Origin of the sequence: Gemella sp. zg-570 (assembly GCF_018866345.1) — a bacterium.
Taxonomy (GTDB): Bacteria; Bacillota; Bacilli; order Staphylococcales; family Gemellaceae; genus Gemelliphila.
Genome location: NZ_CP076443.1, coordinates 404,395 through 422,988 on the forward strand (window position 1 = coordinate 404,395; position 18,594 = coordinate 422,988).

Consider the following 18,594-nt stretch of genomic DNA (forward strand, 5'->3'; position numbering starts at 1 on the left):
TTAACCTCCCATTATATCTAATTTTTTAAACACATAATATGATAATTTTTTATAAATTATCCATAATATAATAATCCAAAAAATTTGCATAATAAACATAAATAATATTTTGCTATAATTATTATCATATACAATCATAGAAACAGGAGTATACATTATGGAATAAAATGGTGTAAATTCTGATATTTTTAATAACAATTTTGGATATAAGTCTATAGGTAATAGTCCTCCACCAAAAACAATAAGTAGGGCATTTACTAACTCAGAAATACCATTTATTTTTATAAATACTGTTGATAAAAGGGCAATAATATAGCCTAATAAAAATGCAATAAGATAACTTAGTAAATACATTAAAAGAAAAAGTATCAATCTTTCAAAAGAAAAAATTTTAAAAATTATATTGTAAAAAAACACCACATAGATAACTAAAATAGGTAATACTTGAAATTTTAATTTATAAAAAAAGTTACCAAAAACAATAAAAAATATTATGATTATCAATCCATCAGGTCTGTTTAAATAATTAATAATATTACCTTTTAAAATTTTTTCAGATACAAAATTTGTAGCTGATTTTATAGGTAATAATATTTGTAAAATAATAGCTAGCAAAACATAAGTTATTATTTCATCAACATCTATAGAATTATATTTTTTTACATAAGTCCATACACTATATTGTATTAATATCATAGTTAAAGACGCTATTATTTGCATTATTGTATTAAACTTATATTGACGTAAAGTTTTATATTGATATAAAGAATATCCAAAAAATCTATTCATAGCTCTCACCTAGCTTGTCTTTGACAAGTAATACCTCTTGAAGATTTAACTTTAATACCTCTGTTTGTGTAACTATACTTTCATTTGGTATTAGTTTTAATAAATCTATTACATTAAATTTGCTTTCATCAAAAACAAATTCTTTTGAATCAATATTTGTACGCAGTAAAAATATACCTTCTTTTTTTAAATCATATAGATTTTCTCCGTACATTTTTATTTTTTTATATTTATTAAAAATATCTTTGAAGCTTTTAACTGCTCCATCATAAGTTATTTGCCCATCACTTATTAAAATCATTCTTTTACAAGTTTTTTCTATATCTGAAATTTCGTGAGTTGTTAATATTATAGTAGTATTGTATTGTTTATTTATTTTTAAAATGAGTTCAATAATTATTCTCTTTGTTTCTATATCTAAACCTATGGTAGGTTCATCTAAAAAAACTAATTTTGGTTTGTGTATTATGCTGGCTATAAATTCTCCACGCATTCTTTGCCCTAAGGAAAGTTGTCTAACTGGCTGATATAAGTATTCGGTTACATTTAATTCTTTTATCAAATAATTTAGCCATTCTTCATCTTCTAAATCATAAATTTTTGATAGGTATTTAAAGGAATCTATCAGGGGTAAATCCCACCATAAATGAGATTTTTGCCCAAAGAGTACCCCAATATTTTTAGCATTACTTTGTCTATTGACAAAAGGGTCTTTACCTAAAACTTTTATACTTCCTTTTGTAGCAGTGAGTATACCTAATAATAATTTTATAGTTGTAGATTTACCTGCACCATTGTTTCCTATATATCCTACAATTTCTCCTTCCGATATTTTGAAAGTTATATTTTTTAAAGCATTTTTAATTTTCTTTTCAGTTTTTAAAAAACTAACTCTGTTTTTAATTATATAGTCTTTACTAAGACTATCAACACTTACTATTTCCTTCATAATTTGCCTCATATTTGTAATATTTTTTTGTCGATAATTAAGTATTCTTTATATTTTTTATAAAGATGAAAATTTCTAAAATTTGAAATAGTATAACTACCAAATCCAGGAAAAATAATTATATCTCCTTTATTTTTTGTTTCAAGTGAAAAATTTCCAAAACAATCCCCATAATACATAGTATTACCCATAACTTCATATTTTTCTTTCTTTATTTTAGGATTCAATATTATAGGTTTTTCTATTCCCCAAGGTGATGAAACCCATATAGATGAATCAACAAAAAGTATATTTTTATTATTAACAATTTTTTTATTAACTACAGACGTGAGTAAAAATCCACAGTATTTCAATAGAGCATCTCCAGGTTCAAAAATTAATTTAATTTTTTTAAATACCGGATCACTATTCAAATTAATTAAAATTTTTAAAAACTTACTCCTATTTTTATATAATGTTAATAAATCTCCACCCATATTTATTTCTTTTATTGTAGGATACTTTTCTATTAAATTTTTAGATATTTTAATTCTATTTAGAAATTCTTCTACATTAAAATTATTAGAGTGATAATGTATTCGTATGATTTTTTTATTTTTTTCTTAATATATTCAAAATCATGTTTATTGCTTATAGGTATGCCATAATTTTCATACTTAGAGTTATCTAAACTTATTCTAATTCCAATATTTTCATTATTAATGTAGTTTATTTGTTCTATGTTATCTATATCAATTATATTGTTTTTTGAAATTTCTCTAATATCATTTATACTTAAACAAGGAGACGTTATTGATATTTTATCAAAATTTAATTTTCTTACTAAACTATATTCTTCATAACTTGCAACATCACCCCTAAATCAAGTTTTTTTAAAATTTTTAATATTTCTATGTTATTATTAGCTTTTACAGCGAAATATAAATCTGATCTATAGAATAAAGATAAATCTTTTTTAAAATTTTCTATAGTTTTAATTAAAAAATTGTAATCATAACAAACACAAGGAGTTTTTAAATCTTTAATTATATCAAAGAAATTACGATCAAAAGTTGGCAAAATAAATTTACTAAGTTGCATAAATTTCTTCTTACTACATATTATTTATTAATTCTATAATTTTTTCTAAATTTTTATTACAGTAGCCTACAGCTATTTTTAAAAAGCATTTCCTGTTGTTAATGTCATATATAATTTTTTCAATCCTAGTTTTGTGAAATCCAAAACTAGAACCATAATCAATTAAGTAATCTTCTTGTGCTGGGTTATCAATAATTATTTTTATTAATTTATCATATTCACTCTCAATATCTATATTTAATTGAATTAAAATAAAAGGTGATTTTGAATGTTTAAAAATAGTGTTTTTTAAGACAGGGTGGACTATTTTTTTGAATTTTATGTTATTAATACGTTTCGCGACATAACTATTGTTTTCGTGAATTTTTTTTATATATTTTTCCAAATAAATACTATGGAATAAAAAGTTGTTAGTAAATATTCTTAATGATGATAAATTTAAATTTGTACCATATAGCATTCTATTTTCAACAACTGTATTGGTATATTTTTCAAATTCATTTTTAATTTTTTCATCTCGGAAATTACTGATTAAAATAGCCATTCCAGAACTTGTTAATTCTAACCCAAATTGATATAACTTAAGTAGAGATTGAACAATGATACAAAAGATATTTTCTTTATTCAATATCTTTTTTATTTTATCAATATCTATATTGAAATGGCTAATTAATGTTATATCAATAATAATAATTTTTATTTTTTTATTATTAGAATAGTCATTAAATAATTTTATAATATGATAAATATCAAAAATATTCATGTTTAAAGAATAAGTAACTGGTTCAATAAATAAAATATCTATATCATTAGAAATTATTTCATTTACTAAGTCTAATTCATTGTTCGCAGACTTATATATTACAGGAAAGGTTAATTTTTTTAAAAATTTATCTGTTTCAAAATATCCTATAGTACTTAATATAGTTATTTTAGTTTTATTATATCCCTCTATGTATGTTGTTATTAAAGTTGTTATTGCAGACATACCTGAATTAAATAAAAGTATTTTATCTTTATTATCAATTAATGAATTATATTTTTCCTCAATATTATTATATTTAATATTTCTTTCGTATACAAAAGAATCTCCTAAAATTTTATTTTGATAATAAGTGCTTTGTGAGGTGTATTTTGGAGATTTATATTTGAAATACAAATCTAAAAATAGGCTATCTTTAATCAATTCTTCTTTAAAATCTAAAAAAGAATTAATTTTATTTTTTCTTACATTCGAGTTATGTACTAAATTCTTTAGTTCCAATATATCACCTCAATACTTTAATTAAATCCAATATTATTTTGCATATATTTAAACTATCCATTCTATTTTTATCATTTAATTCTACAATATCTAAAGCAATAATTTTTATATTATATTCCATAAATTTATCAATAATATAATTAATTTCTCTATATGTGAACCCTCCTGGGATTGGCGTTCCAGTTGATGTTATAAATTCTGTAGATAGGCAATCTACATCAAAGGTTAAATAGTATCCTATGTTCTTATCCATAGATTTTAAAATTTTATCTATATTTAATAAAACATCTTTTGTATTAAAACTACGAATCTTATTATGCTTATATATTTTAGAGTACTCATCTATTCCAAATTGATATAAAAATTTAATTTCTTTATTTCCTATAATCCAATTTAAAAAATTACCGTGGTGTAGATATTCTCTCCAATTTTGATTTGAATTTAATTCTGTTTGAAAATCTTGATGAGCATCAAAATGAATAATTCCAAATTCTTTTTTAGAATTTATAACACCTTTAATTGTAGAATACGAAATAGAATGATCTCCTCCTAAAATTATGGGTATTTTATTAGATGAAATTAAATACTCAACAATATTAGATGCAAAATCAAACTCTTTACCATTACTCTTATAAATTCTTCTATTTATATCCCCAATATCATAAGCTTCTAATGGTAATGATACAAAATTATTATTAAAATAATCATACAAAGAACTACTATATTCTCTTAATAATACTGGGGCATTTCTTGAACCAGCATAATTTGAAGAACCTAAATCATAAGGAAATCCAAAAAATACTATCGCCTTATTGTTTATATTAATATCTTGTATATTTATCTTTCTGCTATTAAACATACTTATATTAGTATTAATAACAGTTTCTTGCTTAAAATTAATATTTTTTTCTAATTGATAAAATATTATTTATTTTGTCTTGTATTAACATATTGTTTTTAGAGTAATGTAACATCACTTTGTATAATTTATAACTTATTTCTATTTTCATATTAGAATTAATGAAGAAAATGTAATATAAATCAGATTTTTTATTTTTAAATATAACAAAATTATTGTTCGTATAATCACCTCTTTTTTATAATTAATATGGTATTAATGAGTATATGTATTAAATTATTATTCTTTAAAAATTAAGATTTAGACAAAATAGCTATTCTAATTTAGTTTAATTATATATACATTATTATTTATTAGTATTTTTAAACAATAAATCCTACTTAATTATAATATATTATATCGGAAAAAATAAGTATAGTCAAAGCCTATTTATATTAGATGAAATAATTTAATTATTTACATATAATTTTAATATTATTAAAATACAAAAATATTTATTATTTATACTGTATCTAATTTATTTTATAAAGTAAATTATATAATTAAGTTAGCCAGTGATACAAAAAAAAGCATCTCATAGGATATACTTTTAGTAACTACAAAAAAAGGATACCAAGAGATGCAAGAACATTATAACACAAAAGGCAAACACATTACAGAAAAAGAGCGTTATTTAATTGAAAAATGGAAAAAAGAAGGAAAAAGTAACCGAGAAATCGCTAGATTATTAGGCAAAAATCACCAAACTATTAATAACGAAATTAAACGCGGACTGATTGATTTATCTTTTCATGGTGGCACTAAAGAATACTCTGCTCAAAAAGCACAGAATGATTATAATCATTTACGTTTAGCCGTAGGTAGAACGGATACGTGGACTGTAGAAAAAGAAAATGTAATCAGAGAAAAAATTATGGATAAATATTCCCCTGAAATGATTAGTCAATTACCAGATATGCCGTCTTTTACGACAATTTACACATGGATATATAAAGGATGGATAGCAGGTATTTCACGTAAACATCTGATTTACCCTAGAAAAACTAAACCAATAAAATCAAATGAAAAACGACCACCAAGAAAAACGAATGCCCTCTCTATTGAACAGCGACCACAAGAGATTAACGAACGAAAAGAAATTGGGCATTTTGAAATTGATTTAGTCATTTTAAACAAGAAACGTGGACAACAGTTATTGACATTAACAGACAGAAAAACACGCTATGAAATCATTCGTCTTATTCCTGATAAAACGGCCCAAAGTGTGAATACCGCTTTGACGTCTATTCAACAAGACTATTTAATTCGCTCTTTAACAGCTGATAATGGTTCTGAATTTTTAAGACTAGACGAAGCCATCACTTGTCCTATTTATTACGCACATCCGTTTTCTTCTTATGAACGAGGTAGTAACGAAAATGCAAATCGATTGATTAGACGATGGTTCCCAAAAGGCACAACAACCGTTACTCCTAACGAAGTAACGGCTGTTGAACAATGGATAAATCGTTATCCACGTAAATTATTTAATTATGTATGTCCTTATGACTTGCCTGAGGTGGCTAACTTACTATTGTAATTTGCGATCTGTAAAAAAGTGAAGAATTCAAATTTTAAATAATTCAAAAGTAGTAATTTATTAGTATGTTATATTAGTTTTATAGATTATAGAAAGGGAGAAAAAGAAATTCTATTATCAGTTCTTATAAAAAATAAGAGCCATGGTTGGAAAAAATTAAGAATAAATTTTTTAATAAATTAAAGATATAATTTTCAGAAAAATATAGTAAAAATTCCCTAATATCTTATATAATTTCAAAAAAAAATATAAAAAACAGAAAATAAGTTGACGAAAATTTATTTTTTTGATATTCTTTAATCATAATAATTAAAGAAAGGGGGAAATACCATGAAAAAAGTTAATAAAAATAATGTTATAAACTCTACTAAAGATAAAAAAGAAAATCTTATTATAAAAAAGGTTAGCGTTTCAAAACCTGTAGTTGCACAATCAAAATGCAGATATTCTAGTGCGTATTAAAATAGTGTAGGGTTATTAGAAAGAGTGTGAAGAATTATCTTTGCACTCTTATTTTAAAATATAAAATGGAGGTAGGAAGTATTTATGCAGGAAATAGAAGAAGTGTATTTAAATAATAAAGGAAAAATGTTTTGCAAATTATTTCAAGATTATTATGAAATACTAGATGATTCAATTTTTGAATATGAATTTCCTAAAATTAATGAAATTAATTTTCTTACAATAAATAATATTAGAATACCAGTTATATCTATTAGAGATTATAGCACAGCTGTTGAATTTGTATCACAGTCTAATAATTTTGATAATTATTCTATTTGTATTTTAGAAACATACAATATATTATATATGATAAAACTTGAGGATTTAGAATCCGTAGTAATTAGGATAGTGGAAAATATTGACTATTCTATTTTGGAATTATTTTCAAATAATTATGGAATAATAGCATATCATTCTTTTTTTAATAAACTTGAAGAAAATAATCAAGAAATAATTAAATTTACAAATTATAAATTGTTAAATAATAAGTCTGTTGTATACAGAAAACATACAGGGAATATAGAGTATGTAGATGTAGTAAAATACCCTAATAAGAAAACTGTAGCATTTTCGGATGCAGATCTAATTTCAGAAAATTATGAATTAGGAGATACACGATATTTAAGTGTCCATGATTCAAATAATTTAATTAGTTCCATAAGTGAATTATCTCCTGTTTATAAGGTGGAAAGTTTAGACGAATATAGTGATTTAAATTTTAAAATATATAAATCTTATTCGTCAAGAAAGGATATTGAAAATAAATTTTCTGTTCATGGTGGAAAGGGGAGTACAGATGTACAATCATTTTTTAGTGCGGTAGGAGAAGGAATAGAGAGATATTCTGCCAGATTATTTTTGTACGATAATAAATATATAATAACAGATAGTTATAAAAATTTAAAGAGACTTGGGAGAAGAATTCTTAATCCTATAGAATTAAAATTAGATGAAAATTTTATAAATGAATATTCTCAATGTAAAAATTTTGAGTGGATTGAAGGATACTGTTTAACGAATAAGGAAAAAATTTTTTTACCAGCAAATAGTGTATTCTTTCCATATGATCGCCCTAAAGAACTTATGTTACATTCACAATCAACCACTGGAATTTCTTCAGAAGTAACATTTTCTAGAGCTATTTTGCAAGGTTTATTGGAAGTCTTAGAAAGAGATTCCTATTCGATAGTACATAAAGCAAGGATGAAAGTTAAGGTAATTGAAATTAATGAATGTGATGATAAATCTATAAAAAGAATATTAAAATTTTTGAATGAAAAAGATATAAACATTCATCTAACGTTAATTAGCCAATTTTCTTTTGTTCATGTTGTGCACTGTACATTGGAATCTAAAAAATATCCTATATATACACATGGTTCAGGGGCTAATTTGAGTATTCTTGTAGCAATAAAAAGAAGTATTTTTGAAGCAATACAGTTACGAGTTTCACAAAAAGAATTAGAGTATTTAATTAAAGATAACATAGAGCATGAAGAAATACCTTCAGTTTTATGGGGAATGGGAATTAAAGAATATGTTTCACCCTTTTTAATTAATATAGATAGTGAAAAAATAAAATTTACTAGTATAAATGATTTATCTACTGGGAATATAATATTAGATTTACAATTTTTAGTAGATAATTTAAAAAGAGAAAGCTACAATGTTTATTGTGCGAATTTAACCCGAGATGATGTCCTTTTATATACAGCAAGAGTAATAGTCCCGGGATTACAAGATATAGATAATTATAATACTAAAGTAACAAAAAGATTAAAAAATATACTGAGAGAAAAAGGAAAGTTAATTAATACATTAAGAATGTTTAGTTAAGGATTTAATTATGAAATATTTTATTAATAATTACATTAAAAGAGAAGAGAATGGAATAAGAATTTCAGAAATTTATTTAGAAATGAATAAAGAAAGCGCAGATTTTTTATATAAGAATAGAGGTAAATATATTGATATTTTATTTGGCAATGATGATATAGAGATATTAATTAATTATAGTTTTATAAGCTTATTTCCAAATTATTATAATTTGATTCCTAATACAAGTTATTCTTTATTTGGGATTGATAGTAGATGTTTACTAGAAGATTTGAATGATGTAGAGAGTAGAGAGAAGAAGGTTGGAGTTTTTGAATTTCCTTATTTTCAAGGGACAATAAAGCATAATTACAATAGAGATTCTATTTCTATACTAAAGGATATGTCAAATAAATTTCCAAATCCAAATATAAGTATAAGAGAAAATAAAGATTTAGATGTCGAATGTTCATATATCTATGATTACGGGTTCCTTAATATAAATTTTAATAGTAAAATGATAAATGAAATTGAATCTATATCTTATAAAATATACTCTTCAAATAATAATATATTCCCTTTGTTTTTGGGAGGGGATCATACTATAACATACCCGATTGTCAAAGGAATAAATAATAGTGGTTATAAGTCATTAAGGTTATTGTATTTTGATGCACATTTAGATATATCAGAACTAGAAGAATTACACAATGGAAATGTAATGAAAAAATTAAAAGAAAGCTTTAGTGGAGATATAGAGTTGATAAATTTTGGTGCGAGGAGTCCATTATTTATAGAAGAATATAACACTTCAAGAGACTTGACAAAATTTACTGATATAGAAAACTTAATAACTTACTTAAAAAAGAATAAGAATATACCATTATATATTTCGATTGATTTGGATTATTTAGATCCTGTTTATAATCCGGGGGTTACTTATCCTGTACCAAATGGTTCAACTGTAAATAACTTATTGGAAATTATTAGGAAAATATTTGATTTAGATGTGAAAGTTTTAGGAATTGATATTGTAGAATATAATTCCAGCAATGATTTGTCTCTTGTAGGGGCCAACACATCTGCATATTTAATCTACAATTTATTAAAAGATATGGCAAAATTTTATAAATAAGTAAGGAGAATATATGAATTTCAAAAAAATAACATTAAGAAAACCAGTATTATCAATGGGGAAATTTGATAATTCTTTCTCAGATATTGATATTATACTAAAATTCATGAATATATATACTCCTGAAGGTAAGACTAAATACGTAAATAGAATGAGGTATAGAACAAATCCTCTATTTGGTATGGTACTAGAACATAATGTGACTATAAGTGAAAAGAAAGTTGAGTATAGTTATCCTGAATTGAAAAAAGCCAATATTTTCTATGTTCCTACTGGAAAATATTTCTTTAATAGGGAATTTATGGACTATGGTGATTACTATGAATTAAAAAAAAATGGTGAATTAATAAGGATAGAAAAAATTTATCTTAAAGATATAGTAGAATTTTGTACAAAAAATAGATTTATAAATAATGAGTTATTATATAAATTATTAAACTTTAGATTACTTGGCTATTCTGATAGTGACATTAGGTTATTAGTCGAAAATTTATTGGAAAATAAGTTTTTACTTCCTGAATCAGAAGAAAAAATAGTATTATCTGATATATCTGAAGATGGGATACTTGTACGTCCAAGATTAAGTAATGAGATGTATTATTTAGATCTTCCAAGTAATGATATAGTAGAATTGGGTAATTTTTTAGGTAGATTGCGTAAAAAGAGAAATCTAAAAGGTTATTATGAATTAGTAGAAGAATTTACAGATGCGTATTCTTTTATAAAAATAAGTATACTAGATATTTTGAAAAACTACAATTTTTTGAATAAAGTAAATGAATTTATATCTATTAATGAGTATGATGGAAGTGAAGAATGGACTAAATTTATATGTGAACACCTAGATGCTTATTTTATGACTAATGATAAAAATTTTTTGGATATTAGAGTAAAAAAACTTAATTTTGAGAAGAACTATGAATATAATTTCGATGTTACTGTTAATATAATAGAAGTTAAAGGAAAATTATTATATAACTTGGATACATCTAAACCTTTATATAGAAGTTTTTCTATAAATGAAGAGATACAAGAAAATAAGTATTCGTTAAATTATAAATCAGAGAATAATATTACTAATTATTTTTTAAAAAATAAACAAAAAAAAGGAATAAATATTAATTATTCAAGAAATATATCTAGCGATTTAAATTTAAATGATTTATTTTTAACTGTGAATGAAAAAAATAGAGAATTTATATTAACTGATAAAGACGGTAAGCAGGTAGATATAAGTATAAATTCACCAATTAATCTAAAATTACTAGATGATGTATGTAGACTTCTATTACTAGTTTCTAATATAGATAATATAGCTTATAATTATATACCAACTTTAATAAAAGATTATAACTATATACCAAGATTAATGATTAATAGAAAATTTATTATTTATAGGGAACAGTTTGTTATTAAGTATAATAAGTTATTATTTTCTGATATATCTAAATTTAGAGACGTACTATTGAAAATATACGAAATGTGTGAATCTCAAGATTTTTCTTATGTAATAAGTGATGTGGAAATATTTGTAGATTTTAATGATAGCAATGTAATTTTTTTCTTATTTAAAGAATTAAAAAAATATTCAATCCTGCATTTTAAAGAATTTATACAGAAAGACAGTATAATATATGAAAAAAATGAACATTATGCTAATGAAGTGATTATTTCATATGATGTAGGTAGTCATAATAGTAAAGATAATTGTACTAAGTTGTACCCAATAGTAGAAAATCCATATAAAAGGGATATGTTGAAAGATTGGATATATTTAGAGTTGGTTTTAGATTCTTTTATAAGTGATGTCTTTCTAGCATTAAATAGTATTTTAGAAAATGACATAAAATTTTTTTATCTATTCTATATTAATGGTAATAATGAAAGAGTATTGAGATTAAGGTGTAAAGGAATAAATAATTTTCATAAAATTACTTTTATATTGAGTAGCTTTAAATTAAATAATTTCAAGATATTACCTTATGAAAAAGAAATTTGCAGATACTATAATTTAGGAATTGATAATTTTGAAAAATTTTCCTGTGAAGATTCAAAAAGAATTTTGAATACTCTAAAAGATTGTGTAGATTTTGATAATATGACCGAATTAGAAAAATTTATGTTGATGTTAGAGAATACAGTATATCTTTTTGATTATTTTTCAATTGCTTATGAGTCTAGATATACAATGCTAAAAAAATATATAAAAGGAAAGGAAGATAGAGATAAAAAAAAATTAGTGAAAATAAATATAAATTTAAATAAAAGAAAAATAAAATATTTTACTAATAAAAATTATATCAGAGCTGAACATCTTTCCCTGATACATTTAAGTAATGTAAGATTAGTGGGGAATGAGTTGGATATTGAAAGAGAAGTGTACAAATATTTAGCAATTTTTTATAAGGAGGAAAAATGGAGAACGAAATAATAAATAGATATTTGAGAAATGGACGATTAACTGTTATCCCCAAAAAAGAGAATGTAAAAATAATTATATTTTCATATTTATTGGGTGAATTACAAAAAGAAAATGAAATGTTTTCTGAAAAGGAGCTCAATAAATTTTTGAAAAAATATTATGATGACTATGCTATTTTGAGAAGATATATGATTGACTATGGTTTTTTAAAGAGAGATAATTATGGAGAAAAGTATACAATAAATAAAAAAGTTAAAGGAGAATAGTATTGATGATTAAAAATATTACTAATAAATATTTTATCTTAACTAGTGGTCTTGCTATGGGAATAGCTATGTTTAACCCAATATTATATATTTTTTTATTAAATCAAGGTTTTACCTACTCACAATTAGGGATATATTTAGCATTATTTTTCTTATTTTCATTTTTAACAGAGGTACCTTGTGGAGTAATAACGGATGTAATAGGAGTAAAAAAGACATTACTATTAAGTTGTATTTTTAGAGTGATCGGATTAATTTTTTTATTAACCCAAAATTTTTACTTACTGTTAATTTCAGCATTATTTTCAGCAATTGCAGAATCTTTTCAATCTGGAACTTTACAAAGTTGGATTGTAAATAGTTTGGATGAAATAGGAAAAAAGGAAGAAATTTCAAAAATTTTTTCAAGAAGTATGATGATAACTTCGTCATTAACGATGATTGTTGGTTTTGTGAGTTCTAAAATTTTGTTTAAGCATAATCAAAGTGCGTCACTGATAGCTAGTATTATTATTTTTTCTTTAGTATTTTTAATTGTTTTAAGTGCATTCCCTAGAACATTTTTAAATAGAGGAAAATTAGATATAATAAGTATTATAAAAAATTCATCAGAGCATTTAAAAAGTACAGTTTTAAAATTATCAATTTTGAAAAGTTCAACTTTGCTAATTTTATTGCTATTAATGCCTTCCATTTTAGATGCTGGTCCATCAAATCAATGGCAATCTATTTTTTATATACCTAACCTAGATTTTTTAAATGGGTATATATGGGTGATAATTTGTATTTCAGGAATGTTAGGTAGCTTTTTATCAGAAAAAATAGGGAAAGTCGAGAGTAATAAGTTGTTGTTTACTACTTTACTCATAATGAATAGCATATTAGTAATTGTCATTTATTTTATTAATTTACCAATATTAAAATTTTTAATTTTTATAGTTTATATTATTTTCTTTACGGTACTTTCTATACGATCAAGTGTGATTCTACACGAAGAAATAATATTATATAATAAAAGTAGAACGACCTTAGTTTCTATATTTTACGCAGTAGAATCTTTAATAATGAGTGCAGCAGTTTTCCTTAATGGAGTATTATCTGATACTTTTGAAGTAACATTTGTTTGGTTAATATTCGCTGTATTTGTTTTACTGATACTTATGATTATTTTTGGTGTAAAACGATGGAAAAACAATTAACAGATAAATTGCTGTATGCAATTATTGAACAGAGAGATTCTATTGAGTATTTAGCCAGTATTTTACCAAGAGAAAACTTGTTAGAGTATGAAAGGGCGCTAGATAAAAATATTATAATGATAAAAGATGCAAGTGAGGAAGATATAATGGAATTATTTAGAAAATATCCACCTAATTTGCCCAATATTGAATTCAGTTTAGAAGGTATTGATATAAAATGTGAGAATTTTATTAATGAAAGTATAAATAATAATATAAAAAAATACAAGTTTGATTATTATATATGGAGAGATAAAAATGGATTAAAACCATTAATAGATACGTTTAAAGAAAATTATCAATATTATGTATTTGGTATAAAAGATAGCGATGTCTTTAATGAGATAAATATAACTAATATTTTGAATTTAATAAAATTTGATATATCTTTATATAACTTTGTAAGTAAAACATTATGTGAGAATTTAATTTATTTAAATGAAAACTATTATAGATGTGTGTATCTACCATTGAGCAGAGAAAATATATTAATTTTTCCTAATAATTATAATAATATTTTTAATAATATATATATATTACATGAAATATCTCATGTTATTTTAAATTATTTTAAAATAAGATATAACTTAATTTTATCAATAGAGGAAGAAGAAAAGTTTGCTCATTTAATAGAAAGCTCCATTTGCAATGATATTTTAATAAAAAATTTAAAATACTATAGAAAATTTATTACTAACTTGTTGATTGAAAATATCGTGAAAACAGAATTTCAAAGGATATTATATAAAGATTTTGAAAACTATAAAGATTATAATAGTAAAAAATTATTGTTAAATAAATTATCAAAACAATATGGGTTACCAGAAAATTATAATATTTTAGATATTTTTATTGAAGAGATTCCTTTTTATTCCGGTGCATATATTTTAGGTCAAATAGGAGCAGTAAGTAATTTGAACATGTATTCTTTAAAAGAGTGTTTAATATATATAGAAAATATATATAGCTGAAAGGTTCTATTTAATTCTCAATTCTATGAAAAATTGAACTGCACCTCCTAAAGTTTTGTCTAACTTTTGGGATTCATAACATTATAGCTATACCAAGAAACATAAGAAAAAAAGTAAAAACAATATGTATTTATATATATCCACCCTATATGAAACTAATAAAAGAAATATTTCCTAAAGCAGAAATAATAATAGATAGGTTTCATATAGTACAGAATATAAATAGAGAATTCAATAAATACAGAATACAACTAATGAATAAATTCAAAAATAAAGAAAGGCATATATATATATAATTAAAAATATATTGGAGGTTACTATTAAAAGAATATAGTGAAATAAACTATCAGAAAACTCACTATTCAAGAACATTTGGAAGAACAGTATCTAACAAAGAAGTATTAGATTACATACTATCAATAGATCAAATATTGGCTAACAACTATAAAATAATGCAAGAAATAAGGTATGCATTAAAGACAAGAAATATAGAATTATTTAAAGAAACTATAAATAATAATGAAGATACTTACTCTTAAGGTATGATCAAAGCTATTAAAACTATTAAAAAATATGAAGATTATATGATAAATAGCTTGAGATATAACTATTCTAATGGTGTTCTAGAAGGGATTAATAATAAAATAAAACTTATTAAAAGAGTATCTTATGGGTACATCATTTTATAATTTTAGGTTAAGAATTTTAATTGTATTTAGATTATTGGCGAATTATGATAAGAAAAATGACATTAAAAATAATCTTATGCAGCAGAATTCTGCTGCATAAGATTACCATTAATTTCCATCCCCAGGATTTGACTTAGAGCCAAAATTCTCCATGCCTCGTATTTATTATACAGCCAAAATTTCTCTTGGTCTTTGTTTTTATTTATAGTTATGGAGTTTTTTGAAATTTACTTATGCAAATATCATTATTAATATTATTTTTATATACTTTATTTTTTCTAGTTTTTTTATCAGTTATAACTAGGTGATGGGGATCTATTAAAAATATAATATATTTGTTTTTGTTAAAATCCTTGTATAAAAATATTCTATAAGGTGTTGACATTTTCAATTTATCTAAAATATTATATTTTAAAAACATATCCTCAAATTTTAAAAAATCATCTTCGCTAATAAATTTAAGCATAATTTCTTTTGTTTTTTTATAAATATCAGGTTTTATATCTTTTAAATCAACACTAAGTAGTATAGCTTTATTTTCATTATTTAATTGAACTAGATTATCAAATAAGTTTGACACTTTTTCTTTGTAATCACTAATTTGATGTCTATTTAAAAAATTAGTAAACTCACTATTTTTTATATTAAATGATTTAAGGGTGTTTTCCTCGTAAATTTGATAGTCTGATTCTTCAGTAACTTGTAAAAATTTTGATGACTTAATACTATTGCTACTTTTTAATGATGAATTTGATTTTATGTTGTTTTTTTTATTTTCCATAATATTAAATGCTTTGGAAAATTTTTCTGTATTCATTTTCTATATCTTCTTTTTTCATAATCTTAGAATTTTTATTTTTAAAAGAATTTTTCCATACATAATCTTCATGGCTTCTATCAACAAGAGCAAAATCTGATTTGTTTATAATCATTTCAGAAACATCATTAATAAACTTATTAATTTCTATATTAATTTTGGCCTCTAGATCAAATTTAAACTCTTTAGCATTATATTCTCTAGCTTTATTTTTTTTATAAACTTCTTTTATGACCGGACCATAATTCCATGCTTCAAAATTTGCATCAAACAAATATTTTGGATAAGAGTCTGAATATGAAGATTCAGTGACTCCTTCTTTTTCTTTTGCTTGATAATTTCCAGAATAAAAAGCAAATAAGAAATATAAACTCTTTTGTAATTTTAATGGAGAAAGTTCCCCGTATTTGTAGAATAAATGGTTTATTAAATCATCAATATTATTAAAATAAAATTTACGCATAATTGTATTCTCCTTTTTTTATATTTCAAGTAATATTATATCAAATTAATAAAAAATATGTAAGGTATATTTAATAAATATAATATATGACATTAATATAGTATTTTAACATATTAGTAAAATGATTTATTTAAATTGTAATATTTTTAAATAAGTAAATACTTTGTATTTCTCTTATTATAATTGCAATCAAATGTATATTAGTTATTCTTATTATTCCAAGAATGTCCAAATAGTTCATTTCCGTTAGGAGATAAACTAGTAATAGTTGTATCTTTTATTATTTTTCTTGCTTTCTCAGGAAGAGTATTTTGTTTATCTATTGCTATAAATATTTGTTTGTCAAATGAATTATATAATTCTAATATTTTTGAAATACCTTCATCCTCAGTTTGTTTTAATATTATCGAATCATGTATTATACATGGTAATTGAGTTTTATTCAATAAACTTAAATCATATTCAATAATAGCTCTAAATTGAGAACCAGTCCCTGTATCATTTGGAATATAAAAGTTATATTTTTTAATACTTTCTATATTCAGTATAGGTGCTGTTTTTTTATTATCACATACAAAATCATTGTATTCATTCATTTGATTATTTATAGTATTTTCTATTTTTTCAGATATAGATTTTATTATACAATTTAATTCATTTTCAACATTTTCTTTATCAATTTTTAGTTTGTATAATTCCTCATACATTTTAAGCTGATAATTTAGGGTTGTTAATTCACTTTCTATTCTACCAAATTCATTAAGTAATATTTCAGATATATTAGCTTTTATAGGAATTTTGTTCAATTCATTTTCTAGGTATTCTATTTTTTTATTTTGCTCCTCAATAAGTATTTCTAATTCTTTTTGGCGAAATATATTTATAATATGTACTCCTATTTACATTTAACACTTTACAAAGAAGCTTGATATTGTGTTGGTTTTTAAGGGGATTGATAGCTTCTAATCTTTGTTTAAGTGTGGAGTGAATATGGCAATCGCTTTTTTTAGAATTATTATTTCTTCCTCTAATTGAGCATTACGTTTCTGTAATTCTTTAATTTGTTGAGCAGTAAATATTTCACCGTCATCTATTTGAATCTCTGAGTATTTTTTACCCATTTATTTATTGTACTAATAGAAACTCCATAATTATTGCTAAGTTCTGTTTGTTATTTTCCATTTTGGTATAGGCTGACTATAGATTTTTTAAAATCTTCTGTGTAGACATTTTTAGCCATTTTTACCACTTCCTTTCTTGTCTATTTTATTATAATATATTATTTATTTTTGTGTCTACTTTAATAGTATAGATCCAATCCCAAATAATAAAAAATAATGCAGTAATTAAAAAAGAAACAAATAGGTACTTAACTAATGATTAAAATTAAAAAAAATAAAATATTTTCTTTAATATGTAAAATAATTTATAAACGAACATATCCACTCGTTTCATGTATAGTGTATAACTCTGTTGGTGAAAAAATAGGGTGGATGCAGTAAATATGCTGATAAAATAAGGATTTCCAAGTGTTATTCGAAATTGAATAACGCTTGGGTATTTTTTGTTTTGAGAGAATTTTAAAGTTTAGGAGGAGGTGTCGAGTTAACAGTAATGTTTAATCGGGGTGGAGTTGATAGGGATGTTTGAAAATATTAGTTAAATTATAGGAAAAGAAAAAATATTATATAACAATTTAATATTATGACGAGGTTAGTTGTTATATTTTTATTGATAACAATACAGATCGCAAA

At 23.1% G+C, this 18,594-nt stretch carries 20 protein-coding genes; 10 read left to right on the forward strand and 10 right to left on the reverse strand.

Annotation, left to right across the window (positions count from 1 at the left end; all coding sequences use genetic code 11):
- The 6 genes from KMP11_RS01985 to KMP11_RS02010 all read right to left on the reverse strand — a co-directional run bounded on the left by KMP11_RS01985 (nucleotide 1) and on the right by KMP11_RS02010 (nucleotide 4,941).
- Nucleotides 1-789, reverse strand: a complete 789-nt coding sequence (locus KMP11_RS01985) for a hypothetical protein (protein WP_215756734.1) — start codon at nucleotides 787-789, stop codon at nucleotides 1-3.
- Nucleotides 782-1,738, reverse strand: coding sequence for an ABC transporter ATP-binding protein (locus KMP11_RS01990; RefSeq protein WP_215756733.1), 957 nt, complete (start codon nucleotides 1,736-1,738; stop codon nucleotides 782-784). Before KMP11_RS01990 ends, KMP11_RS01985 begins: the two co-directional genes overlap by 8 nt.
- A gap of 8 nt (nucleotides 1,739-1,746) precedes the next feature.
- Nucleotides 1,747-2,214 carry a type III PLP-dependent enzyme domain-containing protein gene (locus KMP11_RS01995; RefSeq protein ID WP_215756732.1) on the reverse strand — a complete coding sequence of 156 codons (468 nt, stop codon included), beginning with the start codon at nucleotides 2,212-2,214 and terminating at the stop codon, nucleotides 1,747-1,749.
- Nucleotides 2,215-2,560: 346 nt separating this feature from the next.
- On the reverse strand, nucleotides 2,561-2,818 hold the full coding sequence (locus KMP11_RS02000; RefSeq protein WP_215756731.1) for a hypothetical protein: 258 nt from the start codon (nucleotides 2,816-2,818) through the stop codon (nucleotides 2,561-2,563).
- A gap of 13 nt (nucleotides 2,819-2,831) precedes the next feature.
- Nucleotides 2,832-4,082, reverse strand: coding sequence for a PLP-dependent transferase (locus tag KMP11_RS02005; protein WP_216279999.1), 1,251 nt, complete (start codon nucleotides 4,080-4,082; stop codon nucleotides 2,832-2,834).
- Between the two features lie 4 nt (nucleotides 4,083-4,086).
- A complete protein-coding gene (locus tag KMP11_RS02010) occupies nucleotides 4,087-4,941 on the reverse strand; it encodes an arginase family protein (protein WP_215756729.1) in 855 nt (284 codons plus the stop codon).
- Between the two features lie 619 nt (nucleotides 4,942-5,560).
- Here KMP11_RS02010 and KMP11_RS02015 point away from each other — a divergent pair.
- The 10 genes from KMP11_RS02015 (at nucleotide 5,561) to KMP11_RS07905 (ending at nucleotide 15,560) form a co-directional block, all read left to right on the forward strand.
- Entirely contained in the window at nucleotides 5,561-6,520 is a 960-nt protein-coding gene (locus tag KMP11_RS02015; protein WP_216279571.1) for an IS30 family transposase, read from the forward strand.
- A gap of 330 nt (nucleotides 6,521-6,850) precedes the next feature.
- Complete coding sequence (locus KMP11_RS07815; protein WP_256442632.1) at nucleotides 6,851-6,982, forward strand: hypothetical protein; 132 nt, start codon at nucleotides 6,851-6,853, stop codon at nucleotides 6,980-6,982.
- Between the two features lie 84 nt (nucleotides 6,983-7,066).
- Nucleotides 7,067-8,860, forward strand: a complete 1,794-nt coding sequence (locus tag KMP11_RS02020; RefSeq protein WP_215756953.1) for a YcaO-like family protein — start codon at nucleotides 7,067-7,069, stop codon at nucleotides 8,858-8,860.
- Between the two features lie 10 nt (nucleotides 8,861-8,870).
- Complete coding sequence (locus KMP11_RS02025; RefSeq protein WP_216280000.1) at nucleotides 8,871-9,974, forward strand: arginase family protein; 1,104 nt, start codon at nucleotides 8,871-8,873, stop codon at nucleotides 9,972-9,974.
- Between the two features lie 13 nt (nucleotides 9,975-9,987).
- Nucleotides 9,988-12,405, forward strand: coding sequence for a lantibiotic dehydratase C-terminal domain-containing protein (locus KMP11_RS02030; RefSeq protein ID WP_216280001.1), 2,418 nt, complete (start codon nucleotides 9,988-9,990; stop codon nucleotides 12,403-12,405).
- Nucleotides 12,390-12,662, forward strand: a complete 273-nt coding sequence (locus KMP11_RS02035) for a DUF2087 domain-containing protein (RefSeq protein WP_215756956.1) — start codon at nucleotides 12,390-12,392, stop codon at nucleotides 12,660-12,662. The genes KMP11_RS02030 and KMP11_RS02035 overlap by 16 nt, the downstream gene beginning before the upstream one ends.
- 5 nt (nucleotides 12,663-12,667) lie before the next feature.
- Nucleotides 12,668-13,861 carry an MFS transporter gene (locus KMP11_RS02040; RefSeq protein WP_215756957.1) on the forward strand — a complete coding sequence of 398 codons (1,194 nt, stop codon included), beginning with the start codon at nucleotides 12,668-12,670 and terminating at the stop codon, nucleotides 13,859-13,861.
- Complete coding sequence (locus KMP11_RS02045; RefSeq protein ID WP_215756958.1) at nucleotides 13,846-14,871, forward strand: hypothetical protein; 1,026 nt, start codon at nucleotides 13,846-13,848, stop codon at nucleotides 14,869-14,871. The genes KMP11_RS02040 and KMP11_RS02045 overlap by 16 nt, the downstream gene beginning before the upstream one ends.
- A 101-nt stretch (nucleotides 14,872-14,972) precedes the next feature.
- A complete protein-coding gene (locus KMP11_RS07900) occupies nucleotides 14,973-15,167 on the forward strand; it encodes a transposase (RefSeq protein WP_371741365.1) in 195 nt (64 codons plus the stop codon).
- Nucleotides 15,168-15,413: 246 nt separating this feature from the next.
- Nucleotides 15,414-15,560 carry a transposase gene (locus KMP11_RS07905; RefSeq protein WP_215756959.1) on the forward strand — a complete coding sequence of 49 codons (147 nt, stop codon included), beginning with the start codon at nucleotides 15,414-15,416 and terminating at the stop codon, nucleotides 15,558-15,560.
- A 208-nt stretch (nucleotides 15,561-15,768) separates the two neighbouring features.
- On the opposite strand, the gene KMP11_RS02060 is transcribed toward KMP11_RS07905, so the two are convergent.
- The 4 genes from KMP11_RS02060 to KMP11_RS02080 form a co-directional block, all read right to left on the reverse strand.
- Nucleotides 15,769-16,377: a hypothetical protein gene (locus KMP11_RS02060; RefSeq protein WP_215756960.1), complete on the reverse strand. Its 609-nt coding sequence runs from the start codon at nucleotides 16,375-16,377 to the stop codon at nucleotides 15,769-15,771.
- The gene (locus KMP11_RS02065; protein WP_215756961.1) at nucleotides 16,346-16,840 is read right to left on the reverse strand and encodes a Panacea domain-containing protein; all 495 of its coding nucleotides are present in this window, start codon (nucleotides 16,838-16,840) and stop codon (nucleotides 16,346-16,348) included. Before KMP11_RS02065 ends, KMP11_RS02060 begins: the two co-directional genes overlap by 32 nt.
- A gap of 200 nt (nucleotides 16,841-17,040) precedes the next feature.
- Nucleotides 17,041-17,646: a DUF2326 domain-containing protein gene (locus KMP11_RS02070; RefSeq protein ID WP_215756962.1), complete on the reverse strand. Its 606-nt coding sequence runs from the start codon at nucleotides 17,644-17,646 to the stop codon at nucleotides 17,041-17,043.
- Between the two features lie 156 nt (nucleotides 17,647-17,802).
- Nucleotides 17,803-17,961, reverse strand: a complete 159-nt coding sequence (locus tag KMP11_RS02080) for a hypothetical protein (RefSeq protein WP_215757067.1) — start codon at nucleotides 17,959-17,961, stop codon at nucleotides 17,803-17,805.
- Nucleotides 17,962-18,594 lie beyond the last annotated feature (633 nt).